The 23,977-nt window shown below is 72.3% G+C and carries 23 protein-coding genes and 1 riboswitch; of the genes, 8 read left to right on the top strand and 15 right to left on the bottom strand.

The features are described from left to right. Positions 1–198: 198 nt before the first annotated feature. The 3 genes from AB0F88_RS38240 to AB0F88_RS38230 all read right to left on the bottom strand — a co-directional run bounded on the left by AB0F88_RS38240 (position 199) and on the right by AB0F88_RS38230 (position 2,739). The gene (locus AB0F88_RS38240) at positions 199–681 is read right to left on the bottom strand and encodes a general stress protein (protein WP_362695858.1); all 483 of its coding nucleotides are present in this window, start codon (positions 679–681) and stop codon (positions 199–201) included. 136 nt (positions 682–817) lie between these two features. Then, positions 818–1,642 (bottom strand): response regulator transcription factor, encoded by an 825-nt coding sequence (locus AB0F88_RS38235; protein ID WP_362695856.1) that lies wholly within the window; start codon positions 1,640–1,642, stop codon positions 818–820. Continuing rightward, complete coding sequence (locus AB0F88_RS38230; RefSeq protein WP_362695854.1) at positions 1,639–2,739, bottom strand: histidine kinase; 1,101 nt, start codon at positions 2,737–2,739, stop codon at positions 1,639–1,641. The genes AB0F88_RS38235 and AB0F88_RS38230 overlap by 4 nt, the downstream gene beginning before the upstream one ends. A gap of 155 nt (positions 2,740–2,894) precedes the next feature. Between AB0F88_RS38230 and AB0F88_RS38225 the strand changes: the two genes are divergently transcribed. Both AB0F88_RS38225 and AB0F88_RS38220 read left to right on the top strand, forming a co-directional pair. Next, entirely contained in the window at positions 2,895–3,581 is a 687-nt protein-coding gene (locus tag AB0F88_RS38225) for an ATP-binding cassette domain-containing protein (RefSeq protein ID WP_362695852.1), read from the top strand. Next, a complete protein-coding gene (locus AB0F88_RS38220; RefSeq protein WP_362695850.1) occupies positions 3,578–4,312 on the top strand; it encodes an ABC transporter permease in 735 nt (244 codons plus the stop codon). The genes AB0F88_RS38225 and AB0F88_RS38220 overlap by 4 nt, the downstream gene beginning before the upstream one ends. Positions 4,313–4,423: 111 nt before the next feature. On the opposite strand, the gene menD is transcribed toward AB0F88_RS38220, so the two are convergent. Next, positions 4,424–6,082 carry a 2-succinyl-5-enolpyruvyl-6-hydroxy-3-cyclohexene-1-carboxylic-acid synthase gene (gene menD, locus AB0F88_RS38215; RefSeq protein ID WP_362695848.1) on the bottom strand — a complete coding sequence of 553 codons (1,659 nt, stop codon included), beginning with the start codon at positions 6,080–6,082 and terminating at the stop codon, positions 4,424–4,426. A gap of 181 nt (positions 6,083–6,263) precedes the next feature. Continuing rightward, positions 6,264–7,115, bottom strand: coding sequence for a 1,4-dihydroxy-2-naphthoyl-CoA synthase (gene menB, locus AB0F88_RS38210; protein WP_362696065.1), 852 nt, complete (start codon positions 7,113–7,115; stop codon positions 6,264–6,266). Between the two features lie 118 nt (positions 7,116–7,233). Between menB and AB0F88_RS38205 the strand changes: the two genes are divergently transcribed. From AB0F88_RS38205 to AB0F88_RS38195, 3 genes are all read left to right on the top strand, one after another. Beyond that, positions 7,234–8,427 (top strand): AMP-binding protein, encoded by a 1,194-nt coding sequence (locus tag AB0F88_RS38205; RefSeq protein ID WP_362695846.1) that lies wholly within the window; start codon positions 7,234–7,236, stop codon positions 8,425–8,427. Positions 8,428–8,477: 50 nt separating this feature from the next. Further along, on the top strand, positions 8,478–8,864 hold the full coding sequence (locus AB0F88_RS38200) for a hypothetical protein (protein ID WP_362695844.1): 387 nt from the start codon (positions 8,478–8,480) through the stop codon (positions 8,862–8,864). A gap of 195 nt (positions 8,865–9,059) precedes the next feature. Then, positions 9,060–10,484, top strand: a complete 1,425-nt coding sequence (locus AB0F88_RS38195; RefSeq protein ID WP_362695842.1) for an RNA polymerase sigma factor — start codon at positions 9,060–9,062, stop codon at positions 10,482–10,484. A 221-nt stretch (positions 10,485–10,705) separates the two neighbouring features. Here the strand turns inward: AB0F88_RS38195 and AB0F88_RS38190 are convergent, their stop codons facing one another. Together AB0F88_RS38190 and AB0F88_RS38185 are read right to left on the bottom strand one after the other, a co-directional pair. Continuing rightward, the gene (locus tag AB0F88_RS38190; protein WP_362695840.1) at positions 10,706–10,915 is read right to left on the bottom strand and encodes an MbtH family protein; all 210 of its coding nucleotides are present in this window, start codon (positions 10,913–10,915) and stop codon (positions 10,706–10,708) included. Positions 10,916–11,464: 549 nt separating this feature from the next. After that, entirely contained in the window at positions 11,465–11,866 is a 402-nt protein-coding gene (locus tag AB0F88_RS38185; RefSeq protein WP_362695838.1) for a hypothetical protein, read from the bottom strand. Positions 11,867–12,156: 290 nt separating this feature from the next. On the opposite strand from AB0F88_RS38185, the gene AB0F88_RS38180 reads away from it, so the two are divergent. After that, on the top strand, positions 12,157–12,744 hold the full coding sequence (locus tag AB0F88_RS38180; protein WP_362695837.1) for a TetR/AcrR family transcriptional regulator C-terminal domain-containing protein: 588 nt from the start codon (positions 12,157–12,159) through the stop codon (positions 12,742–12,744). Positions 12,745–13,169: 425 nt separating this feature from the next. After that, positions 13,170–13,361: a DUF5999 family protein gene (locus AB0F88_RS38175; protein ID WP_329094021.1), complete on the top strand. Its 192-nt coding sequence runs from the start codon at positions 13,170–13,172 to the stop codon at positions 13,359–13,361. Positions 13,362–13,367: 6 nt separating this feature from the next. Here AB0F88_RS38175 and AB0F88_RS38170 read toward each other — a convergent pair whose 3' ends face one another. Next, positions 13,368–14,000 (bottom strand): alpha/beta family hydrolase, encoded by a 633-nt coding sequence (locus AB0F88_RS38170; protein WP_362696063.1) that lies wholly within the window; start codon positions 13,998–14,000, stop codon positions 13,368–13,370. A gap of 133 nt (positions 14,001–14,133) precedes the next feature. Between AB0F88_RS38170 and AB0F88_RS38165 the strand changes: the two genes are divergently transcribed. Further along, positions 14,134–14,493: a hypothetical protein gene (locus AB0F88_RS38165; RefSeq protein ID WP_362695835.1), complete on the top strand. Its 360-nt coding sequence runs from the start codon at positions 14,134–14,136 to the stop codon at positions 14,491–14,493. A 132-nt stretch (positions 14,494–14,625) separates the two neighbouring features. Here the strand turns inward: AB0F88_RS38165 and AB0F88_RS38160 are convergent, their stop codons facing one another. The 7 genes from AB0F88_RS38160 to AB0F88_RS38130 form a co-directional block, all read right to left on the bottom strand. Beyond that, a complete protein-coding gene (locus AB0F88_RS38160; RefSeq protein ID WP_362695833.1) occupies positions 14,626–15,408 on the bottom strand; it encodes a hypothetical protein in 783 nt (260 codons plus the stop codon). A gap of 125 nt (positions 15,409–15,533) precedes the next feature. Continuing rightward, on the bottom strand, positions 15,534–18,389 hold the full coding sequence (gene gcvP / locus AB0F88_RS38155; RefSeq protein ID WP_362695831.1) for an aminomethyl-transferring glycine dehydrogenase: 2,856 nt from the start codon (positions 18,387–18,389) through the stop codon (positions 15,534–15,536). A 181-nt stretch (positions 18,390–18,570) separates the two neighbouring features. Then, positions 18,571–18,663: riboswitch (glycine riboswitch) on the bottom strand. Positions 18,664–18,678: 15 nt separating this feature from the next. Then, positions 18,679–19,209, bottom strand: coding sequence for a MerR family transcriptional regulator (locus tag AB0F88_RS38150; RefSeq protein ID WP_362696061.1), 531 nt, complete (start codon positions 19,207–19,209; stop codon positions 18,679–18,681). Positions 19,210–19,443: 234 nt separating this feature from the next. Further along, positions 19,444–19,914: a bifunctional nuclease family protein gene (locus AB0F88_RS38145; protein WP_326639501.1), complete on the bottom strand. Its 471-nt coding sequence runs from the start codon at positions 19,912–19,914 to the stop codon at positions 19,444–19,446. A 79-nt stretch (positions 19,915–19,993) separates the two neighbouring features. Beyond that, on the bottom strand, positions 19,994–20,671 hold the full coding sequence (locus tag AB0F88_RS38140) for a MerR family transcriptional regulator (RefSeq protein ID WP_362695829.1): 678 nt from the start codon (positions 20,669–20,671) through the stop codon (positions 19,994–19,996). Next, positions 20,671–21,183 (bottom strand): FHA domain-containing protein, encoded by a 513-nt coding sequence (locus AB0F88_RS38135; protein WP_329079681.1) that lies wholly within the window; start codon positions 21,181–21,183, stop codon positions 20,671–20,673. Before AB0F88_RS38135 ends, AB0F88_RS38140 begins: the two co-directional genes overlap by 1 nt. Positions 21,184–21,473: 290 nt before the next feature. Beyond that, positions 21,474–23,975 (bottom strand): mannose-1-phosphate guanyltransferase, encoded by a 2,502-nt coding sequence (locus AB0F88_RS38130; RefSeq protein WP_362695826.1) that lies wholly within the window; start codon positions 23,973–23,975, stop codon positions 21,474–21,476. Positions 23,976–23,977: the final 2 nt, after the last annotated feature.

Genomic DNA, 23,977 nt, shown 5'->3' with positions numbered 1-23,977 from the left:
TGTGCGCTGTGGCCCCTCCTGTGCGCTGTGGCTCCCGCTGTGCGCTGTGGCCCCTCCTGTGCGCTGTGGCTCCCGGCACTCGACGGACGGCCCGGCGGCGGACACGGGACGGGGGCGCGGACGGGACGGGGGCGCGGACGATGCCGCCCGCGCCCCCGTCCGTGCGGGCTCCGGCCCGGGGACGCCGGTCGGAGCCGGTCAGATCTGCTGATGCATCTGCTGGGACGTGCCCACGTCGAGCAGCCGGCGCGCCTCGGCGGCGTGCGGGGCCGCGACCAGCACCTCGTAGCGGTCGGCGACGATCGCGCTCGACGAGAGGAAGTCGCGCTTGCCCCCGGTGAGCGCGTGGCCGACCAGCCCGAAGATCGCTCCGGCGATGGCACCCCAGATCAGGCCCCACAGGACCAGGATGAAGGGGAACCGTCCGGGAGTGAAGATCGCGAAGAACAGGCCGATCAGCAGTCCGAACCAGGCTCCGGTCGCCGCGCCCATCCCCGCGGCGCGAAGATAGGTCAGCCGCCCGAGCACCTGCTCGACGAGCCGGAGACCGACTCCGACGATCATCGTGTGCTCGACCGGGAACTTCTGGTCCGACAGCCGGTCCACGGCACGTTGTGCCTCGGCGTAGTTGCCGAAACCCGCCACCGTCTCGTGGCCGGTCAAACTGATGTCAGGTCGCATGGCACTTCCCTTCGACGGGCACCCGCGAGGTGAATCCGTACGCGACCCACCCTGATCCCGGGACGGCGTCCCCACATCCCCAGACCTGACAGTCATCGCCGGCCCCGGTCATCCCCGGCGCCGGTGTCCGCCCCGGTCAGCCGGGGCCCAGGCCGTGCCGGAAGGCGTAGGTCACCGCCTGGGCCCGGTCACGCAGTCCCGCCTTGGCGAAGAGGTTGTTGATGTGCGTCTTGACCGTCGCCTCGGAGATGAACAGCTCCCCGGCGATCTCCGCGTTCGAGCGGCCCGCCGCTATCAGCCCCAGCACCTCGCTCTCCCGGCGGGTCAGCCCGTCCGGCAGGCCCGGCGCGCGGCGGCTCCCGGTCACCGCCTCGGCCAGCCGCCGCTGGACGGCGGGGTCGAACTGGGCCTCGCCCTCGACCACGGTGGCGATGGCCGAGGCCAGGGACTCGGCGTCGGTGTCCTTGGTCAGATAGCCCCGCGCCCCCGCGCCCAGCGCGGCGAAGATCGACTCGTCGTCGGAGTACGTCGTCAGGACCACCACGTGGATGTCCGGGTGGGCCTCCCTGATCCTGCGGGTCGCCTCCACCCCGTCCATGCGGGGCATCCGCAGGTCCATCAGGACCACGTCGGGCCCGAGCGAGCCGGCCAGCTCGACCGCCTCCCGCCCGTCGGCCGCGGCCCCCACGACCTCGACGCCGGGCAGCAGGCCCAGCAGCAGCACCAGCCCCTCGCGCACCACCGTCTGGTCGTCGGCCACCAGCACCCGCACGATCACCTCGGCCACCTCGGCCACCTCGTCCCTCGGACCCGCCCGCCTGCCCTCGCGCCGCTCCCGCGCCGGAACGGCCTCACGATCGCGCGGCACCGGCGCGTCGGGGCGTACCGTACCGGCACCGGCGTGAACCGTCCACGGCGCGGCGCCCACCCCCGCGGCGGCGCCGCGCCGCGGGCGGCTCACGCCGGGACCCGCAGCAGGACCTCGAAACCCTCCGTGCCCGGCCGCGCGGCCAGCGAACCGCCGATCAGCTCGGCCCGCTCGCGCATCCCCACCAGCCCGTACCCCCCTTCCCGCGACACCGGCGGGCCCGGCGGGCCGCCCGTGTCGCGCACCTCCAGCTCGCACCACGCGCCGGCGCGGCGCAGAGCCACCGACACCGCGGCGCCCGGCGCGTGCTTGCGCACGTTCGTCAGCGCCTCCTGCGCGGTCCTGGCCACCGCCAGCCTGGCCCCCGCCTCCAGCGAACCGAGGTCCCCGGTGACCGAGACCGCGCAGGGCGAGCCGGTCACCGACCGGAACTCCACCGCCAGCCGCTCCAGCCGCTCGGCCAGCGGAAGCTCCTGCCCGCGCAGCGCGTCGAGCGCCCGGCGGGTCTCCTCCAGCCCGGCGCGCGCCAGCCGCACGGCGCGGTTGACCCGGTCGAGGGCCGCCACGGGGTCCCCGCCCTGCTCCAGCAGCAGCCGCGCGCCCTCCAGGTGGACGATCTGCGCCGACTGCGAGTGCGCCAGGATGTCGTGGACCTCCCTGGCCAACCGCGCCCGCTCGGCCAGCACGGCCTCCCCCGCCCGCGCCTCGGCGAGCGCCGTCGCGTGCTCCCTGGTCGTCCTCACGTGCCGTATCAGGAAGATGACGACGGTGGCGTAGGTGAGGCCGAGGATGTTGCCCCACACCTCCCAGTCCCGCAGCCCGACCAGGAAGGACAGGGCCGCCGTTCCGGCGATGTCGGCCGTGACCAGGAGCACCGCCGACCAGAAACGGGTCCTGAACGGCGCGGTGAAGACGACGAAGTACACGAACCCCATGCCGCTGAAGTCACTGATCGCGTTCAGGACGAACCCGCCGGTCAGGGTGGCCGCGAGCAGCCAGGTGTTGCGCCGCTCGTCCCTGCCCAGCAGCACCCACACGCAGCAGCCGAAGACGGCGGCGCTGAGGGGGAGCAGCTTGAGCACGTCCGGCCAGCCCATCTCGAAAACGGCGAGCAACGGGCTGAAGAGCAGGTACACCGCCAGCGCGACGGCGAGGAACCAGCGCACCGAGGGGCGGCGGAAGAACGTCACGACCACAAATTATCCGTGCCCCCGGCGGCGGGCCATGGGCCCCCGGGTGGAGATCGCCTCCACCCCCGGCCGCCGCGCCCTCCCCCCGGGTGGACATCGCCGGTTCCACCCCGGGGACCGTGCGTCCCCACCCGCCCCGGGGCCATCGTCGAGGCATGTCAGCAATCAGCGTCACCCACCTCGGCAAGTCGTTCGGCGGGGTACGAGCCGTCGACGACCTGTCGTTCACGGTGGAACGGGGAACACTCACGGCCTTCATCGGCCCCAACGGGGCGGGCAAGACCACCACCCTGCGCATGATCCTCGGCCTGGTCACGCCCACCGAGGGCACCGCGACCGTCGGCGGCGGGCCCTACCGCGACCTGGAGCGTCCCGTCGCCACGGTCGGCGCGGTCCTGGAGGCCGCGGCCTTCCACCCGGGGCTGAGCGCCCGCACCCACCTGGAGGCGCTCCGCCTCGCCGCGGGCCTGGGTTCCGGGCGCGTGGATCACGTGCTGGAACAGGTCGACCTCACCGCCTCGGCCGGCCGCAGGGTAGGGGGATTCTCCCTGGGTATGCGCCAGCGGCTCGCCCTGGCCTCCGCCCTGCTGGGGGACCCGGAGATCCTCATCCTCGACGAGCCCGCCAACGGCCTGGACCCGACGGGCATGCGCTGGCTGCGGGGCTTCCTGCGGGCCTACACCCACCAGGGGCGCACGGTCCTGGTCTCCACGCACGTGCTCGCCGAGATCCAGCAGGTCGCCGACCACGCGATCGTCGTACGGGCGGGACGTCTCGCCTGGCAGGGCCCGCTCACCCCGGACACCGACCTGGAGGAGCTCTACATGGAGGTGACCGCGTGAACGGCCTGATCCGCGCCGAACTCCTCAAGGCGCGCGCGAGCCGCACCACCTGGATCCTGGCCGCCCTGGCGCCCCCGCTGTGCGTGGCGTGGGCGGGGCTGATGGTCTTCCTGATGGGGCAGGGCGGCGGGATGCCGCTCGACGCGCAGATCGAGAACGTCTACAGCATGACCCAGCAGGCCTACGTCTTCACCCTGGTGCTCGGCGTCCTCGGCATGGCCGGGGAGAACCGCCACCAGACGATCACCTGGCAGTTCCTGGTCAGCCCCGGGCGGGACCGGGTGGTGACGGCCAAGCTGGCCGCGTACGGGATCGTCGGCCTGGTGATCGCCACGGTCTCGGCGCTGGTCACGCTGGTGGCGGGCCTGGTCATGCTCGGCCTGGCCGGCTATCCCGCCTGGACCCCCGCGGTGCCCGCGGTCCTGCTCGGTTCGGTGCTCGCGGTCGTCCTGTACGGCCTGCTCGGGGTGGGCCTGGGGGCCCTGATCCGCAACCAGGTCGCGGCGGTGGCGGTGGCGCTGGCCTGGTTCATGTACGCCGACTACCTGCTCGTCAGTTTCCTGCCCGACCTGGGCAGGTGGCTGCCGACCGGGGCCGCCCGCGCCCTGAGCGGCATGCCCCTGGGCGGCGAGCTGCTGCCCGTCTGGGGCGGCGGGCTGCTGTTCGCGGGCTACGTCGCGGCGGCCGTGCTCGCCGCCCGCGCGCTGACGCTGCGCCGCGACGTCACGTGACCTCGCCGTACGACGGCACGGGCGGCGGGACGGTCCGCGTCACGGCGTGCCGTCCCGGCCGGCCGTACCGGGTGAGCCCCGGGGACACGCCCCACGGCGTGCCCCCGGGGCTCACGCCATGGCGTCGCGGACGGCGGCGTGGGCCGCGTCGCGCATCGCGGCGTGCAGCCTCGCGTTGGACTCCCGGTCGGTGCGCACCTCGACCATCCGCAGCCCTTCGCCGCGCAGCGCCTTGACCAGCTGGCCCGGCTCGTCCACGAAGGTGTACGGCGTGCCGGTGGCGGCGGCCACGTAGCCCAGGTCCACCCCGTGCGAGGTGCCGAAGACCCGCTCGAAGGGGTCGCGCAGCGCGGCCTGGGGCAGCAGCGAGAAGATCCCGCCGCCGTCGTTGTTCACCACGACCAGGCAGAGGTCGGGGCGCGGCTCGCGGGAGCCGAGGAGCAGCCCGTTCTGGTCGTGCAGGAAGGTCAGGTCGCCCATCAGGGCGTAGGAGGGGCCGTTGTGGGCGAGGGCGGCGCCCATCGCCGACGACACCACGCCGTCGATCCCGGCGGCCCCCCGGTTGGCCATGATCCGCAGGCCCCGCCGGGGACGCATCGCCTGGTCGAGGTCGCGGATCGGCATGGAGGAGCCGGAGAACAGCAGCGCCCCGTTGGGCAGCGCCTCCGCCAGGTCGCGGGCCAGGCGCGGCTCGCTGAGCCCCGAGCCGTCCAGCACCTCGTCGATCGCGGCCCTGGCCGCCGTCTCGGCGCGGCGCCAGGAGTGCAGCCACGTGTCGTCGCCCGCGGAGACCGGGATCTCCACCACCTGGGCCACCTGGGTGGCCGAGCGGGTCGGGTCGGGCCAGCGGGTCATGTCGGAGGCGACCACGATGTGCTCACCCGCGCGCCTCAGCCAGTTGAGCAGCGGCCGGGACAGGCCGGGGCGGCCCAGGGTGACCACGACGTCGGGGCGGTGCCGGTCGGCGAACTCCGGGGTGCCCAGGAGGAAGTGGTAGGCCGACATCGCGTGGTCGCCGTAGCGGGCGCCGCCGTTGGGCTCCGACAGGACCGGCCACCCGGCCATGCCCGCCGCCGCCACGTACCTGCGGGTGTTGGTCGCGCCGTCGCCGACGACCAGCACGCCCCGCCGGGTCGGCGGCAGGTGCAGCGCCACCGGCGGGGAGGCCACCCTGGCGCGGACCCACGGACCCGCGGCGTCGCCCTCCAGGGACTCGGACCACGACGGATCGCCGTCCGGGATCAGCGGCTCGCGGAAGGCCACGTTGAGGTGGACGGGCCCCGGGTCGTACGGGCCCATCGCGCGCTGGTAGGCGCGGCAGGCCGTCGACCGCCAGTAGGCGACCTGGCCGGGGCGGTCCTCGGGCACGCCGATCTCGCTGAACCAGCGCACGGCCGTGCCGTACAGCTTGATCTGGTCGACGGTCTGGCTGGCACCGGTGTCGCGCAGCTCGGGCGGGCGGTCGGCGGTGAGCACCAGCAGCGGCACCCCCGACTCGTGCGCCTCGATGACGGCCGGGTGGAAGTTGGCCGCCGCGGTGCCGGAGGTGCAGATCAGGACGACCGGACGATCGCTGCGGCGGGCCAGGCCCACCGCCAGGTGGGAGGCCGAGCGCTCGTCCACCCGCACGTGCAGCCGGAGGCGGCTGTCGGCGTGCACGGCCAGGGCGAGCGGCGCCGAACGCGAACCCGGTGCGAGCACCACGTCCGTCAGACCGCAGCGGGCCAGCTCGTCGACCAGCACCGTCGCGAGCGCGGTCGCGGGATTCACCGCACCGCCTCCTTATCTCCGTACCCGGGGGTGAGTCCGTCCTGAGGCGCGCGAAGGCGCCCTCGCCTGCGCGGAGCGGCGCGCCCGGGGGCCGGATCCGTTCGGGCCCCCGCCGCCCCCGGGGAGCGGGCGACGTGCCCTCGCCGCCCGCGGCCGCGCCGTAACCTGTCGTCGGCCGCCCCTAGGGACGGCGCGGGAACCTGCCGAAGTCGGGGGAGCGCTTCTCCTTGAACGCGTTGCGTCCCTCCTGCGCCTCCTCGCTCATGTAGTAGAGCAGGGTGGCGTCACCGGCGAACTGCTGCATCCCCGCGGCGCCGTCGGTGACCGCGTTCAGCGCGCCCTTGAGCATGCGCAGGGCCAGCGGCGACTTGTCCAGCATCTCCCTGGCCCACTTGACCGTCTCGGCCTCGAGCTCGGCGAGCGGCACGACCGCGTTGACCAGACCCCAGTCGAGGGCCTTCTGCGCGTCGTACTGGCGGCAGAGGTACCAGATCTCGCGGGCCCGCTTCAGGCCGACGGTCTCGGCCAGCAGCCAGGAGCCGTAGCCGCCGTCGAAGGAGCCGACCTTGGGGCCGGTCTGGCCGAAGACCGCGTTGTCGGCGGCGATGGACAGGTCGCAGCACACGTGCAGCACGTGGCCGCCGCCGATGGCGTAACCGGCGATCATGGCGATGACCGGCTTGGGACAGCGGCGGATCTGGACCTGCAGGTCGAGCACGTTGAGCCGGCCGACGTGCGGGGTGGACTTGTCGACGTAGCCGTCGTCGCCGCGGATCTTCTGGTCGCCCCCGGAGCAGAAGGCCCGGTCGCCCGCGCCGGTGAAGATGATCACGCCGACCTCGGCGTCCTCCTGGGCGACGTTGAAGGCGTCCTTGAGCTCGAAGAGCGTCGTCGGGCGGAACGCGTTGTGCCGCTCCGGACGGTTGATCGTGATCTTCGCGATGCCCTCGCCGGTCTCGTAGATGATGTCCTCGTACTGTCCGGACCTCTTCCAGTCGACCGCGCCGTCGCGCTCGGAGGCCGTCTCCGCCACCACCTGATCGTCCACGCCCGGCTCGACCCGCTCCGTGCCCACGATGGCTTCACCCTCTCCGCTTTACCGGGACCGCCCCGGCTGTTGTCCGGCATTCGGCACTAACCTTACGACTGTGATGACCATTCCTGTGCATGAGGAGTGGCTTTCCGTGCAACGGGAACTGCACGCCGTGGTTTCGGCGCCGGGCCCGGAGCTGTTCCGGGCCGTCGGCGCGGCACTGGACGGCCGCGGTCCCGCCGTGCTGCCCCTCTCCCCCGCCCTGCCCGCCCCCGCTCTGCGGGCGACGCTCGACGCGCTGCGCCCGACCCACGTCGACGGGGTCCGCCGCGAGGGCGGCGTCGGCGTGCCCGCCGAGGTCGCGGTGGTCATCGCCACCAGCGGCTCGACCGGCGCCCCCAAGGGCGCGCAGCTGTCCGCCGAGGCCCTGATCGCCTCCGCGTCGGCCTCGCTGCGGCGCCTGGACGCCGGGGCGGGCGAGCGCTGGCTGTGCTGCCTGCCCCCCTCCCACGTGTCCGGCCTGCAGGTCCTGGTGAGGTCGCTGCTGGGCGGGACCGAGCCGATCGTGCACGACGGGTTCTCCCCCGAGGCCGTGCTCTCCAGCGGCACGGACCACGTCTCGCTGGTGCCGACCCAGCTGCGCCGGCTGCTCCAGGTGAGTTCGCCGCGTCTCCCGCGCCTGTCGATGTTCAGGACGATCCTGCTCGGCGGTGCCGCCGCTCCCCCCGCCCTGCTCGCCGAGGCCCGCGCGGCCGGGGCCAGGGTGGTCACCACGTACGGCATGAGCGAGACCTGCGGCGGGTGCGTCTACGACGGCGAGCCCCTCGACGGGGTGGAGGTCGGCATCGGCGACGACGGCCGGATCCGCCTGGGCGGGCCCGTGCTGTTCTCCGGCTACCGGCTGCGCCCCGACCTCACCGAGGCCGCCCGCGACGGCGGCTGGTTCCTCACCTCGGACCTGGGCGTCCTGGAGGGCGGGCGGCTGCGCGTGCTGGGGCGGGCCGACGACGTCATCAACACCGGGGGCGAGAAGGTCGTCGCCGCGGCGGTGGCCGCCGTGGTGGCCGAGCATCCCGCGATCGTCGACGCCGTCGTGGTCGGCCGTCCCGACCCCGAGTGGGGCGAGCGGGTGGTGGCCGTCGTCGTCTCGCCCTCCCCGCCGTCCCTGGCCGAGGTCCGCGCCTTCGCCAAGGAGCGGCTGCCCGCCTACGCGGCCCCCGCCGAACTGATTGTTGTGACCGAAATACCACTTTTGGCCAATGGCAAGCCGGATCTCGAAGCTCTCCGTTATGGTCGTGATCGGGAACCGTGAAGGTGCCGCGACACGTCCAACAGGTAGCCGAAGCAGGAAGGACAAGCCCGATGAACGTCACCCGCAAGACATGGGTCTCGGCTGGAATCGTGAGCCTGGTCCTCGCCGGCGGCATCTCCGTCACGGCGGCCGCCGCGTCGGGCGGCATCGGGAGGGCGGAGAAACCGTCGGCCGAGCCGGTGCCGGTCGCCCCGAACGAGCCGGGAACCTCCTCCCAGGAGCCGTCCCCGACCGCGCCCGTCCCTCCCGCGGAGGACTTCGTGGTGTCCAGGGAGGTCAATCCCGACCCCCGGAAGGTCGTCGAGTACTGGAGCGAGAACCGCCTGGAGCAGGCGGAGCCCTTCCCGATGCCCATGGTCGACGGCCCCGTGCGCGAAGGCACCGTGGACCCGGCGCAGGAGGGCCCTGCGGAGAGCCCCGTGGAAGTGATCGAGTAGGCCCTCTCGGGCGCCCACGTGCGGGTGGATCGCCGGGAAGGCGGTCCGCCCTTCATATTTTCCGGGTCGGGTCGGGAACAGAAAGTTCTTGCCTGGGGTTATTGGTACTGGTGCGCCGAGCGGCCCCCAGACCGCCCCACCCCAAGACCAGCAGACCGTAAATTCAGACGACTCCGTGATGGAGGAGGTGTCCTCATGCCCCCAACCGCCGTGGCGACCTCATCTGAGGCCCCGACGACCCTCGACCAGCTCCTTGACCGAGGGCGAGTCCAGGGCCATCTTTCACTCGCGGAGCTGCGCCACGCCTTCGCCGAGGCGGGCATCAGCCCGACCGAGGGCAGGTCGATCCTGCGCGAGCTCACCGAGGCGGGCGTCAGCCTGGCGGCCGAGAACGAGCCCGCGCTGTCCGCGTCCGGCGCCAAGAGCACCCGCAAGACCCCCGTCCGCAAGGCCAAGGCCGCGCCCGTGAGGAAGGGGGCGGCGAAGACCGAGACCACGGCCGGCGCCCCGGACGCCGCCACGACCGGCGCGGAGCCCGCGGGCGACCTCAAGACCGCCAGGCCCGTCAAGAAGGCCGGGACCGCCAAGAGCGCCGCCAAGGACGCCAAGGACGCCAAGGACACGGCGGCGGAGCTCGACGACGAGTGGAACCCGCCGGAGGAGGCCGAGGTGGAGGTCGAGCCGACCCTCGACCTCGACGACCAGTCCTCCGTCATGGGCGACTCGGTGCACACCTATCTGAAGTCGATCGGCCGTCGCACCCTGCTCACCGCCGCGCAGGAGGTCGAGCTGGCCAAGCGCATCGAGGCCGGGCTGTACGCCGAGTCCAAGCTGGAGGCCGACCCGGGTCTGTCCGCGGCCGCGCGCGACGATCTGGAGTGGATCGCGGAGGACGGCCGCCGGGCCAAGGACCACATGCTGGAGGCCAACCTCCGCCTGGTCGTCTCCGTGGCCAAGAAGTACACCGACCGGGGCATGGCCCTGCTCGACGTGGTCCAGGAGGGCAACCTGGGCCTGATCCGCGCGGTGGAGAAGTTCGACTACACCAAGGGCTACAAGTTCTCCACCTACGCCATGTGGTGGATCCGCCAGGCCATCCAGCGCGGCTTCGCCGACTCGGCCCGCACCATCAGGCTTCCGGTGCACGTGCTAGAGATGCTCTCCAAGCTGTCGCGCGTCGAGCGTGACATGCACCAGCGTCTGGGCCGCGAGCCCACGCCGGAGGAGCTGGGCGTCGAGCTCGACAAGACCCCCGACCAGATCGAGGAGCTGCTGCGCACCAGCCGCCAGCCGATCAGCCTCAACGCCACCATCGGCGAGGACGGCGAGACCACGATCGGCGACCTCATCGAGGACGTCGACTCGCCCGAGGCGTCGGAGGTCGTCGACCGCCAGCTGCTGGGCGAGCAGCTGCGCGGCGTGCTCGGCAACCTCTCCCCCAGGGAGGCCAAGATCATGGCCCTGCGCTTCGGCCTCGTCGACGGCAAGCCCCACACCCTCGACGAGATCGGCAAGTGTCTCGGCCTGACGCGCGAGCGCATCCGCCAGCTGGAGAAGGAGTCGCTCTCCAAGCTCCGCCACCCCAGCAACACCCGCCCGCTGCTCGACTGGGCCAGCTGACCGGCGTCCGGTCGTTCCGGAGTCCCGACAGTCCCGAAGGGCGCCACCGCGAGACCTCACGGTCCGCGGTGGCGCCCTTCGGCGTGTTTCCGGCCCCTGCGGGGAGTGCCCCCCGGAGGGACCGGCAGGAGCGCGAGGCGCCCCTCCCCGAGGGGCCGGTACGCGGACCGGGGCGACGGTACCCGTACCGGCCCTCGAAGGTCTTGAAGGTCTTGAAGAGGTCAGCCGCCCATCTCGGCGACGAGGCTTCTGGGGCGCATGTCGGTCCAGGAGCCCTCGACGTAGGCCAGGCAGCCGGCGCGGGAGTCCTCACCGTGGACGACCTCCCACCCCGGGGGGACGTCGGCGAACGCGGGCCACAGCGAGTGCTGCCCCTCGGCGTTCACCAGCACCAGGAAGGACGCGCTCTCGTCGTCGAAGGGGTTGGTCATCGGATACCTCCAGCGTGGGTGTACCGGGTGGCGGACCCGGCTGTGTGAATTCGCCCGGCACCGGGATCCCCGGCCGGCGCCGGCCGCCCGCGCGGGCGGCGCGGGAGTTTCCCACCGGCGCGCCCAGGGGTCGGCGACCGCTGTTCCCCACCGGACACGAGGAGCCGTTCAGCGCGAGAAAAGGCAGACGAAAATGACATAACTACGCGCACCTCAGCGAAGTGCCTGGTCACGGCGTTGAGGGAGTGGCCGGGGAGGCCACCGAGACGGAGTACTTTATTAGGGAAGCCTAACCTAAAGTCCGCCATATTGGGAGGCCGGGCCGAGAAGACCGGTCATCAGGGCCGAATCACCGTCGCCTCCCCCGGACCCGGTCCGGAACGGCGAAACCGCCCGTCACGGGAACGCGTGACGGGCGGCGAGAGGCCGTTCGAACCGGGTCCGCGGGTGGAGACCGGCGGGCGGATCAGATCCGCGCCCGAGCCCCCGCGGTCGAAGGTCCCGGTGAGGACCGGGGGCGAGGGCCGGGAATGGAGATCGGAATGGAGCTCAGCGGGCCGAGGCGGCGACCGGGCGCGGCACCCTGGGGATGCCGGTCAGCCGGTTCTGCTCGCGAAGGGTGCGCAGGCGGTTGACCTCGGCGGTCCACTCGGCGCCCTTCGGGGTGGCCCTGCCCTTGCGGCGGCGGATCCGGTCGTCGTACGACCTGATCCCGAACGTCGCGCGCTGGTTGGCCTCGGCCGCGCGCAGGGCCTCGGTGAGCGCCCTGTCGAAGGCCAGCCCGGCGGCCCGCAGCTCCTGCACGGGGGCCGCGGCGGCCTGCGCCCGGCGCACCTCGGCCTCGGCCTCGCGCGCCTTCTCCAGAAGCTCGGGGAAGCTCTTCCCGACCTCCTGGTCAGCGTGGTGACGAACCTCCGCCTCCCGGCTCACGCGCGGTCGGAAAAACGCCATCTTCTTCCCTCTCTCGCCGGTCGCCGGTCTCCTCCGGCAGATCACCGCTCGTAGCCTACGCGGTCCGCACCCGCCCCACACACTCAGGGACCGGGCCTCCCGCGGAGCGGTCCGCACCACCGCCCCTCTCACTGTGCTGCGCCACCGGCCACCTCGCCGCACGGCGCCATCAGCCGCCCCGCCGCACGGTGCCGCCGGCCGCCCCGCCGCACGGCGACGCCGAGGAACGTCCGTCCTGACCGGCGCGCCGTCCTTTACGCAGTAAGGTGAGCGGTGGCAGGATGCCTCCCATGCCTGCCAAGCGACCGCCCGTCCCGCTCTCCAGGGAGCGCATCATCGACGCCGCCCTCCACATCGCCGACGGCCAGGGGCTCCGGCGCCTGACGATGCGGCGGCTGGGCGACGCGCTCCAGGTGGAGGCGATGGCCATCTACCACCACCTGCCGCGAGGCAAGGACGCCCTGATGGACGCGCTGGCCGAGCACGTCACCACCGTCCACGCCGAGCCCGGCGAGAGCTGGCAGGACAGCGCGAGGGCCTGGTGCAGGGCGAGCCGGGCCGCGCTGAGGGAGCATCCCGGGGTGCTGGCCCTGGCCCTGACCAAGCCGCCGAGGGGCAGGGCGGCGATCGCCATCAGGGAGCAGACCGACCAGCTGGCCGACGCGGGACTGGCCGACGCCGCGGGCGCGGTACGGGCCCTTCGGGCCTACGTCTTCGGCGCGGTGGCCGTGGAGGTGCAGCAGTCGGGCTGGGCCGAACCCTCGGGCGACGAGGACGAGCCCTGGCGTCCCCCGTCCAGGGGAGGCGGCAGCCCGGGGGCGGACACCGACTTCGAGCACGGGCTGGACGCGCTCCTGGCCGGCCTGGGCGCCCGGTGAGCGCATCGGACCCGGTAGGGGACGGTCAGGGGTTCGGAAACCCGCGTCGGCGCACGTCAGCAACTTGTAACCGATCGTTTACCTGCTCGGCGGCGTGTCGCACTTGGTCGAATATCCTTATATGAGGCATGCTGTGTTATAGGTCACATCCCCTGATAAAGCCCTGACGGACTGACCCCTTACCAGTTCTCAAACAGTCCTAACGGGCTATGTCGCCAAGGTGCGATCGATCGCACACTTGATCTGCTTGATGTGCGGCTCCCGTTCTGTTAGGGACCGCATGGCCATATATCAACATTCAGATGCTCGTCCCCGTCATACGTGGGAACGGAGACCCATCGGTGACGGTGCCGCCGGATGTCCGATGCCCACCCGTGCCCGGTGTGACCCGGGCGAGCCGACACGAGAGATCCGGAGGCACGCCGATGTGCCCGCACGAGCCGTCCTGTCCGTCCGCCGACGCGCTGGACCGCGAAGCCGCCCGCACCATGGCGGCCCACCCCGAGCAGGGCTGGAGCCTGCTCTGCAACGGTGTGGTGCTGTTCGACGACACCGGCGAGCTCCTTCCGGACGGTGCCGTCATCGAGCCGCACCGGCCACTGGCCGGCGTCGTCTGAGGCCCGTCACACCCGGCCGGTCACGCTGAGCGGGTCCACCGAGCCCGGCCGCATCCTCGTGTCGAGCCACTCGGCGGCCACCTCGCCCACCCTGGCGGGGTTCCTCCCGAGGTCGTGACCCTCTCCCGGCAGCACCACCAGGCGCGCGGCGTCCGCCGCCTCGGGCACGCCGAACGGGTCACGGTCTCCGTTCACCACCAGCACGTCCACACCCGCCGCGCGCAGCTCCCCGGCGCGTGACCGCTCCGGCTTCCCCGGCGGGTGCAGCGGGAACGCCAGCGCGACGACCGCGACGGCCCCGACCCGGTCGGCCGTACGGCACGCGACCCTGGCCCCGTTGCTCCGCCCGCCCTGCGCCAGCGGCAGCCCCGGATAGCGCCCGCGCAGCGCGGCCACCAGCGTCTCCCACGCCTCGTCCTGCTTGACCGCCGACCCCGGCGCGCGGGCTCCGCGCATCCGGAACGGCTGGAGCACCCGCGCGACCGTCGCGCCGATCGCCGTCGCGGCGTCGCGCACGGCCAGCAGGTCGGGGGCGTCCACTCCCCCGGCCGAGCCGTGGGTGAGCACCAGCAGGAAACGCGGGACGGCCACCTCGTCGATCTCCACCAGCGCGGGGCCGTGCGGGGTCGCGATCTCCATGGGAGGGACCGCGCGCGGGGGGAACCCGGATCCCGGCGTGGACGCGCCGGCGGGAGGGGTGGACTCGGAGGTGGACACGGATCTCCTCCTATTGACTGATGCCCGGCGGCCGGCGTGAAGGAACAATCGAAGCGTGCAGGACTATCAAGATATCCGCCAGGACATGCATGCCACCGTCGAGGCCCGGCGCGACCTCGGCCCCGAGTACGAGGCCGCCCTCATCGAGTCGTTCGTGTCACGTCTCGACGCGACCATCGCCCACCGGGTGCGCGCCGAGATGCACGCCGCCGGGGCGCCGAAGGCCAAGTCGGCCAAGTCGCGCAAGGGCTCGAACGGCTCGATCCCGATCGCCCTCGGTTCGATGGGCATCGGGATCCCGCTGACCGCCGTCGCGGCGCAGACCTCCGGCACCGCCGGGCTGCTGCTGGCCTGGGGCGGGATCGTGGCGATCAACTTCGCCCACGCCCTGGGCCGCTGGCGGGAGCGCGACTGACACCCGCCGGGGTCCCGCCCGGTCCCTCCGTCCCGGCCGAGAGGTTCAGCGATCCCGGTCCAGGCCCGGAAGCCTCAGCGATCCCGGCCAAGGCCCGGAAGGCTCAGAGGCCCCGGTCGAGGCCCGGAAGGCTCAGAGGTCCCGGTCGAGGCGGAGGCGGACCTCACCGGCGAGATCCTCGTCCGCGCTGTCCAGGCCGTAGCGCCACACGCGCTCGGCGTCCTCGTCGCGCCCCCTGAGCGGGAGCGTGCGGGCCAGGAGCTCGATGGCCAGCGCACCGGTCTCGACGTCGCCGCCCTCCTCGATCGCGGCGGAGAACTCCGCGCACGCCAGCTCCAGGTGAGCGATGCCGAGCATCACCCGCAGCCTCGGCACCTCGGCCGCGTCGGGCACCGCGAGCGCCTCCAGGAGCACCTGGGCGGCCTCCCCCGGCTCGCCCTCCTCCAGGAGTGCCTCCGCCAGCCGCTGTGCGGCACGAGGAGCGATCTCCGGGTCGGCGGTGGCCAGCGCGTCACGCAGCGACCGCTCGGCCTCCTCCTCGCCCGTGGCGAGCCTGGCGAGGGCCATGTGCGCCAGCGGGACGTAGGCGGGATGGCCCACGCCCAGCGCGGCCTGCCAGGCGGCACGGGCCTGGTCGGCCAGGCCCTCCCGCTCGAAGCTCCCCGCGAGCAGGCAGGCGGCCTGGGCGGCGAACTCCGGATGCCCGGTCGCCAGCGCGGTGCGCGCGGCCGTGCGGGAGCCCGCCACGTCCCCGCTCTCCTCCAGCACCACCGCGAGACCCACCGCCGCCTGTGCCCGGTCGGGCTCGTCGGGATCGGCGACCAGCTCGGCGAAGATCGCGGCGGCGCCGTCGAGGTCGCCCGCCTCGGCCAGTCTTCGCGCGGTGTCCAAGGGACGGGTGTCCACCTCAGGCATGCAGGATCCTTCCGGATACGGAGACGCCCCGAGCCTAACGACTCGGGGCGCCCTCCGTCCTGTCGCATTCCCCGCGAATATCGCGGGTCGCGCGGGCTTGCGGTCCCGGCGGGACCCTGCGGCGATCAGTCCTCGTACGCCTCCAGGGGAGGGCAGGAGCAGACCAGGTTGCGGTCGCCGTAGGCCTGGTCGATGCGGCGGACCGGCGACCAGTACTTGCCCTCGCGCACCGACGGCAGCGGGTAGGCCGCCTCGGTGCGGCTGTAGGGGTGGCCCCACTCGTCGGCGACGAGGCTGTCGGCCGTGTGGGGGGCGTTGCGCAGCGGGTTGTCGGTCTTGTCGTACGCCCCGGAGGCGACCTTCGCGATCTCCTCGCGGATCGCGATCATCGCCTCGCAGAACCGGTCGAGCTCGGCCAGGTCCTCGCTCTCGGTCGGCTCGATCATCAGCGTGCCGGCCACCGGGAAGGACATGGTCGGGGCGTGGAAGCCGTAGTCGATGAGGCGCTTGGCCACGTCGTCGACCGTCACCCCGGTCTCCTTGGTGATCTGGCGCAGGTCCACGATGCACTCGTGGGCGACGAGGCCGCCGCGGCCGGTGTAGAGGACCGGGTAGTGGGGGCTGAGCCTGCGGGCCAGGTAGTTGGCCGACAGGATGGCCTGCTCGGTGGCGGCCTTCAGGCCGTCGGCGCCCATCATCCGGATGTAGGCCCAGGAGATGGGCAGGATGCCCGCGGAGCCGTACGGCGCCGCCGAGACCGGGCCCACCGCGGTCCCCTCGCGCAGCGGGTGGCCGGGCAGGTAGTCGGCCAGGTGGGCGCGGACCGCGACCGGGCCGACGCCGGGGCCGCCGCCGCCGTGCGGGATGCAGAAGGTCTTGTGCAGGTTCAGGTGGGAGACGTCCGCCCCGAACTCGCCGGGCCTGGCCAGGCCGACCAGTGCGTTGAGGTTGGCGCCGTCGACGTAGACCTGCCCGCCGGCCTCGTGCACCAGCTCGCAGATCCGGACGATCGTCTCCTCGTACACGCCGTGCGTGGACGGGTAGGTCACCATGATCGCGGCGAGCTGCTCGCGGTGCTTGTCGATCTTCGCGACGAGGTCGTCGACGTCCACGTTGCCCTGGTCGTCGCAGGCGACCACGGCCACCCGCATGCCCGCCATCACGGCGCTCGCGGCGTTGGTGCCGTGCGCGGAGGAGGGGATCAGGCAGACGTCGCGGCCCGAGTCGCCGCGCGCGGTGTGGTAGGCGCGGATCGCCAGGAGCCCGGCGAACTCGCCCTGGGAGCCGGCGTTCGGCTGGAGCGAGACGGCGTCGTAGCCGGTGACCTCGGCCAGCCAGCGCTCCAGCTGCCCGATCAGCTCGACGTAGCCCGCGGCCTGGTCCTCGGGCGCGTAGGGGTGCAGCCCGGCGAACTCCGGCCAGGTGATCGGCTCCATCTCGGTGGTCGCGTTGAGCTTCATGGTGCAGGAGCCCAGCGGGATCATCGACCGGTCGAGCGCGATGTCCTTGTCCTGGAGCCTGCGCAGGTAGCGCAGCATCGCCGTCTCGGAGCGGTGACTGTGGAAGACCGGGTGGGTCAGGTAGTCGCTGACGCGCGCCAGCGAGGCGGGCAGCGCGTCGTGCGCGGCGGCGTCCAGATCGGCCAGCACGGCGCCGCCGATCCCGAAGGCGGCCAGGACCTGCTCCAGGTGGAGGGGCTCGGTCCTCTCGTCGCAGGTGACGCCCACGTGGTCGGCGTCGACCAGGCGCAGGTTGACCCCGTTGTCGCGGGCCGCGGCGACGACCGCCTCGGCGCGGCCGGGAACCCTGGCGAGCACGGTGTCGAAGAAGGTGTCGTGCACGACCTCGACGCCGCCCTGGCGCAGGCCCTCGGCCAGCACGACGGCGTGCCGGTGGGTGCGACGGCCGATCCTGCGCAGGCCCTCGGGGCCGTGGTAGACGGCGTACATGCCGGCGATCACCGCGAGCAGCACCTGCGCGGTGCAGATGTTGCTGGTGGCCTTCTCGCGGCGGATGTGCTGCTCGCGGGTCTGGAGCGCGAGCCGGTACGCGGGGCGCTGGTCGGCGTCCTGGGAGACGCCCACCAGGCGGCCCGGCAGCTGGCGCTGCAGGCCGTCACGGACGGCCATGTAGGCGGCGTGCGGGCCGCCGAAGCCCATGGGGACGCCGAAGCGCTGGGAGGAGCCGACCGCGATGTCGGCGCCGAGCTCGCCGGGCGCGGCCAGGAGGGTGAGGGCCAGCAGGTCGGCGGCGGCGACCACCTGGGCGCCGCGCGCGTGGGCGGCGTCGGCGATGGCGCGGAAGTCGCGGACCCTGCCGCTGGCGCCGGGATACTGCACGAGCACCCCGAAGCACTCGGGAAGCTCCTCGGTGAAGTCGCTCTCGACCAGCTCGATGCCGAGCGGCTCGGCGCGGGTGCGCAGCACCGCCTTGGTCTGCGGCAGCGCGTCGGCGTCCACCACGAACACCTTCGAGGGGCTGCGGCCCGCGCGGCGGGCCAGGGTCATCGCCTCGGCCGCAGCGGTGGCCTCGTCCAGCAGGGAGGCCCCGGCGACGTCGAGGGCGGTCAGGTCGGAGACGACGGTCTGGAAGTTGATCAGGGCTTCCAGGCGGCCCTGGGAGATCTCCGGCTGGTAGGGCGTGTACGCGGTGTACCAGCCCGGGTTCTCCAGGAGGTTGCGGCGGATGACGCCCGGGGTGATCGTGTCGTGGTACCCCAGGCCGATCATCGAGGTGAGCACGGTGTTGCGCCCGGCGAGGACCCGGAGCTCGGCGAGGGTCTCGGACTCCCCGGCCGCCGGGGGCAGGCTCAGCCGCTCCGAGGAGCGGATCGCCTCGGGCACGGCCACCGCGACCAGGTCGGCGACGGAGGCGAATCCGACCGCCTCCAGCATGCGGGTCTGGCCGGCGTCGTCCGGCCCTATGTGGCGGGTCGCGAAAGCGGGGGAGCCGAGTTCGCTGAGCGATGACAGGTCGGTCATTGGTGAAGCCTCCCGGGACGGGGTGGAGACCGGCGCTGGGCGCGGGCGTATGCCTGGTCTCCCCCTCTGTCATCACGACCGTCGTGCGGGTCGTGACCTGAGAGCTTCACCTGCCCCTTGTCGGGAGGCTTGCACCGTCGGTGAGTCGCGCCTGGCGAGCGCGCCTGCTTTCCAGAGTTGCCTCGTCCGTGCGGTACCGGGTGCCTGAGAGATTCCGGGGAGGTTGCTCCTTCGGCGCCCCGATCGTGGTCGGGGTCTCTCCCGCACAGGGTCAGTGGCAGGTCCGAGTTTACCCGGTTCGTCGTGCTCTGCGACGGCGGGCCAGCTCATCGGCCTGATGATCTCCTAAAGGGCCCTCGCTCGACTCCGCGCGTTCGCCGGGCAGATCCGCGAGGGAGCCCTCCACCTCCTGCCACACCCGTCCCAGAGCTATCCCGAAGACTCCCTGACCGCCCTGGAGGAGGTCGATGACCTCGTCGGGCGAGGTGCACTCGTAGACGCTCACCCCGTCGCTCATCAGGGTGATCCCGGCCAGGTCGTTGACGCCCCGGTCGCGCAGGTGCTGCACGGCGATGCGGATCTGCTGGAGGGAGACGCCGGTGTCGAGGAGACGCTTGACGACCTTGAGGACCAGGATGTCGCGAAAGCCGTACAGCCGCTGGGAGCCGGAGCCGTGGGCGGCCCGCACGGTGGGCTCGACCAGGCCGGTGCGCGCCCAGTAGTCGAGTTGCCGGTAGGTGATGCCGGCCGCGGAACAGGCCGTGGGGCCTCGGTAACCGATGTCGGCGGGCACCTTCACCGGTTGCCCGTCGAACAGCAGACCCTCTTCACCCGCGCGCTGACGTGCCGACTGGCGCCGTTCCGGGTCATCCTGATCGGCGTTTCTACCCTCGCCGCTGCTGACCGCCACGCGGACCTCCGGCTTTCTCTCATCCCACGGCCTGATCTGGGGGTTTACGCACGACCGCGGGTTTCACTTGCACCGTAGGACTGGGGCCAAGTCCAGTCAACGACCCCACTCGGCGCGTCGTGAAGCGTAAATGCACCGAAATTCCTACCCCGCGCGGCCGAAGTCCTCGGGCGTGATCGTGTCAAGGAACTCCCTGAACTTCTCCACCTCGTCCTCCTGGTCGTCCGGGATGATCACCCCTGCCTCCCGGACCACGTCCTCACTCGCGAAGATACGTGCGCCGGTGCGAAGTGCCAAGGCGATCGAGTCCGAGGGGCGCGCGCTCACCTCGACCCCGTTGGAGAACACGAGATCGGCGAAGAAGATGCCGTCGCGCAGGGCGACGATGTTGACCGTGCTCAGCCGGACCCCGAGCCCTTCGAGCACGTCGCGGAACAGGTCATGCGTGAGCGGCCGGGGCGGTGGTTCCTCGGCCTGGGCCATGGCGATCGCCGTGGCCTCCGTCATGCCGATCCAGATAGGTAGGTAACGCTCCCCATGCGTCTCTTTCAGCAAGACGATCGGCTGGTTGGAGGGCATCTCAACTCGAACGCCCACGACCTCCATCTGCAACACGGGCTGCTCCGTCTTCGCTGGATTCCGACCGGTTTGTTCAACGTAACACTCGTGGGGGTACGAGTGCCTGGTCAGGTTCTCACCGGCCCAGGGCCCCACGAACGCCGGAACGCAGCAGGGAGGCGTGCAATTCCAGCAGCAGGCCGGAGATCTCCCTGGCCGTCTCGTCGGCCTGGTCGATGGCCCCGGGCCTGCGGCGGCGCAGGAGCGGGGCGACGGCCTGCTCCACCAGACCGGCCTCGCGCTCCGCGGCGGCCTTGACGGCTCGCAGATGGCGGGCCCGCAGGCCGAAGGCGGCCAGGGCTCCGACGCTGCGGGCCACGGCCAGCGCCTCGGCGTCGTAGTAGCGGGCCACGGCGGCCAGCAGGCCGTAGTCCTCCAGCTCGGCGAGGGTCTCCTCGTCGAGCTCGGCGGCGGCGAGCAGCTCCTCGCGGGTGAGCCGGATCTCGGGGGGCGCGTCGTCGGGGACCGCGCGCGGCCTGGCGGCCGGACGCTCCTCGCGGTCGGCCGCCTCCAGGTGATCCTTGATGACGCGCAGCGGCAGGTAGCGGTCACGCTGCTCGCTGAGGATGTAACGCAGCCGCTCGACGTCGGCGTAGGTGAACTTGCGGTAGCCGGAGGGACTGCGCTCCGGCTCGATCAGCCCCTCGCCCTCCAGGAAACGAATCTTGGAGATGCTGACGTCGGGGAACTCGCCCTGCAGGAGAGCGAGCACCTCCCCGATGCTCATGTGCGCACGAGCGGCCTGCGAGCTCATCATCCTCCAGCGGCGCCGCGGGTGAGGAAGACGAGGCGGAACTTGCCGATCTGCACCTCGTCCCCGCCGTACAGCGGGACCTCCTCGATGCGCTCGCGGTTCACGTAGGTGCCGTTCAGGCTGCCGACGTCGCGGACGGTGAAGACCCCGCCGCCGCGCCGGTAGAACTCCACGTGGCGGCGCGAGACCGTGATGTCGTCGAGGAAGATGTCGCTCTCGGGGTGACGGCCCACGGTGGTGAGGTCGCTGTCGAGCAGGAACCGGCTGCCGGCGTTGGGGCCGCGCATCGCGACCAGCAGCGCGGTGCCCGGGGGCAACTGCTCGACGGCCTGCCGCTCGGCGAGAAGCGTCTCACCTGTCTCCGCCTCGTAGGCCTCGATCCCGGAGAGGGAGATCGTCGATGTGCTGTCTCCGGGGGTCTCGGCTTTGGTAAGCGGCGACCCGCATCGTGAACAGAAACGGGCATCCTCAGGATTGGCATGACCGCACTGCGTGCAGTAGACGCTCGGCATCGATCGGCTCGGCCTCCTACCGCGAAGACGCGGCAACGGTGCTCAGTGATGCGCGCCTCGCTTCTTCGCTTCTCAAGTGTTTTCTCGGACTGCGAATGCCGCAACATACAGTGATGAGGCGCGAAGGTCAAGGTTGACGCTGAACCGCGGGTACGGTCGGTGACAAAGTTACAGTGGGGTACTGTCCCCGGTCCATGGCGCCGCGCTGTCTTTGTGGCAACCGCTCGGCCCGCGGCCCCCGTCCGGGCGCCTTCCCGCGCCTCCGGCGCGCCGGCCGGGGCCGGGGAACGTCAGCCGCCCGCGGCCTCCTCCACCACCCTCGCCCAGTGCTCGATCAGGGTCTGCGCGGAGTCGACGTCGAACCCCTCGGCCCACAGGTGGGTGACCGCCTCCGTCGGGTCGGGCAGCACCAGGGTCCAGCTGCCGTCCTCGGCGACGACCCGCACCCCGTCGGTGGTGTCGATGCGGTAGTGCTCAGCGGCCTCGATGACCGAGCGCATCACCGCGCCCTTGGCGGCCCACGGGGTCGGCACGGTCCGGCGCAGCAGCTTGGCCTCGGGGATCCTGGCGTCGATCTGGCTGAGCGAGAGCCGGGTCCTGGCGACCAGGCCCAGCAGGCGCAGGAACACCGCCAGGCCGTCCACCGTGGGGCCGAACTCGGGCACGATGAAACCGCCGCGCCCGTCGGCCGCGAAGATCATCTCCGGCCCTCTGGCCGCGGCGGTGAGCGCGTCGATCGCGGTGGAGGTCCACTCGGCCTGGACGCCGTGGAACCTGCAGACCTGCTCGGCCACCCGGGTGGTGGTGACCGGCAGCGCCACCCTGCCGCCGCGCCGCTCGGCGGCGACCAGGTCGAGCACCACCAGCAGGGCGCGCTCCTCGCTGATCAGCTGGCCCTTCTCGTCCACCAGCGCGACCCGCTCCCCCACCGGGTCGAAGCGCACCCCGAAGGCGGCCCTGGAGGAGCTGACGAGCTCCGACAGGCGCTGCAGGTCGCGGCGGCGCTCGGCGAGGGTCTCGGTGGGCGAGGCGTCGTCCAGCCGGTTGTTGACGGTCAGCACGTCCACCCCGACCCGGCCCAGCAGGCTGGGCAGCACCAGCGAGGAGGTGCCCCCGGCGCAGTCGACCACGACCTTCATGTCGGCGTCGCGCACCCCGCTGATGTCGATCAGGCGCAGCAGCTCGTGCGTGTAGTCCTCCACCGCCCGGGCGGGGAAGCTCAGCTCGGCGATCTCCCCGGGGAAGGCGCGGCGGAACTCCTGCCGGGAGAAGACCCGGTCCAGCTTGCGCTGGGCCGCCGGGGAAAGGTCCGCGCCGTGCTCGTCCATGAAGACGATGTCGACGCTCTGCGGGTCGCCGGGGGTGGTGCGCAGCGCGATGCCGCCGACGGCGTTCTCCCTGGCGGTGTGGAAGCGGGCCACCGGGAGCGGGGACGCCTCCAGGTCGAGCACGTTGATCGCGCTGGCGTTCAGGGCGCTGATCACGGCCCGCTTCAGCGCCCGCGCGGCGCGGGAGGAGTCGCGGGAGGTGATGACCGAGGCGCCCTTCTTCAGGGTGGTGGCGTAGGCGCTGGCCAGCCGTACGCACAGCTCGGGGGTGATCTCGACGTTGACCAGCCCCGAGACTCCCCGGGGGCCGAACAGGTTGCGCTGGGCGCGCGGCTCCCAGATGACGCTGTTGTTGATCACCGCCCCGGCCTCGATGGTCTTGAACGGGTAGATCTTGACGCCGGAGGAGATGTACGCCTCGGCCTCGATGATGCACTCGTCGCCGACGACGGCGCCCTCCTCGACCCTGGCGCCGGTCATCAGGTCGGTGTTCTTGCCGATCACGCAGCCGCGCAGGTGGGCGCTGGGCCCGACGTAGACGTTGTCGTGGACGACCGCGCGGTGCAGGAAGGCCCCCTCCCTGACCACCGCGTTGCTGCCCAGCACGGTGTACTCGCGCAGCTCGGCGCCCGCCTCGATCTTGGCGTAGTCGCCGACGTAGAGGGGGCCCTTCAGGACGGCGTCGGCGTCGACCGAGGCCCCCTCGGCGACCCAGACGCCCGGCGAGACCTCGAAGGCGTCGATGTCGACCTTGACCCGGCCGGACAGGACGTCGGCCTGGGCCTTGAGGTAGCTCTCGTGGGTGCCGACGTCCTCCCAGTAGCCGTCGGCCACGTATCCGTACAGCGGGGCGCCGCGCTCCAGCAGCCTGGGGAACACGTCACCCGACCAGTCGACGGACTCCCCGGCCGCGATCTCGTCGAGGACCTCGGGCTCCATCACGTAGATGCCGGTGTTGGCGGTGTCGGAGAAGACCTGGCCCCAGGTCGGCTTCTCCAGGAAGCGCTCCACCCTGCCCTGGTCGTCGACGATGACGATGCCGAACTCCAGCGGGTTGGGGACGCGCTTGAGCCCGATCGTGACCATCGCGCCGTTCTCGCGGTGGAAGCGGATCATGTCGGTCAGGTCGATGTCGGTCAGCGCGTCGCCGGAGATGACCAGGAAGCGGTCGTCGCGGAGCCGGTCGGCGGCGTTCTTCACGCTGCCCGCGGTGCCGAGCGGCGTGTCCTCGGTGGCGTAGTACAGGCTCATGCCGAGCTCGTCGCCGTCGCCGAAGTAGTTGCGGACCAGGGCTGCCAGGAACTGCACGGTGACCACCGTCTCGGTGAAGCCGTGCCGTTTCAGCAGGCGAAGCACATGCTCCATGATCGGCCGGTTGATCACGGGTAGGAGAGGTTTGGGCTGGTTCGCGGTCATCGGCCGGAGCCGTGTCCCCTCCCCGCCCGCCATGACGACGGCCTTCACAG

This window comes from Streptosporangium sp. NPDC023963 (assembly GCF_040639135.1).
Lineage (GTDB): Bacteria > Actinomycetota > Actinomycetes > Streptosporangiales > Streptosporangiaceae > Streptosporangium.
Note: the sequence above shows the minus strand (reverse complement) of the source record. Positions and strands in the feature narration are given on the sequence as shown.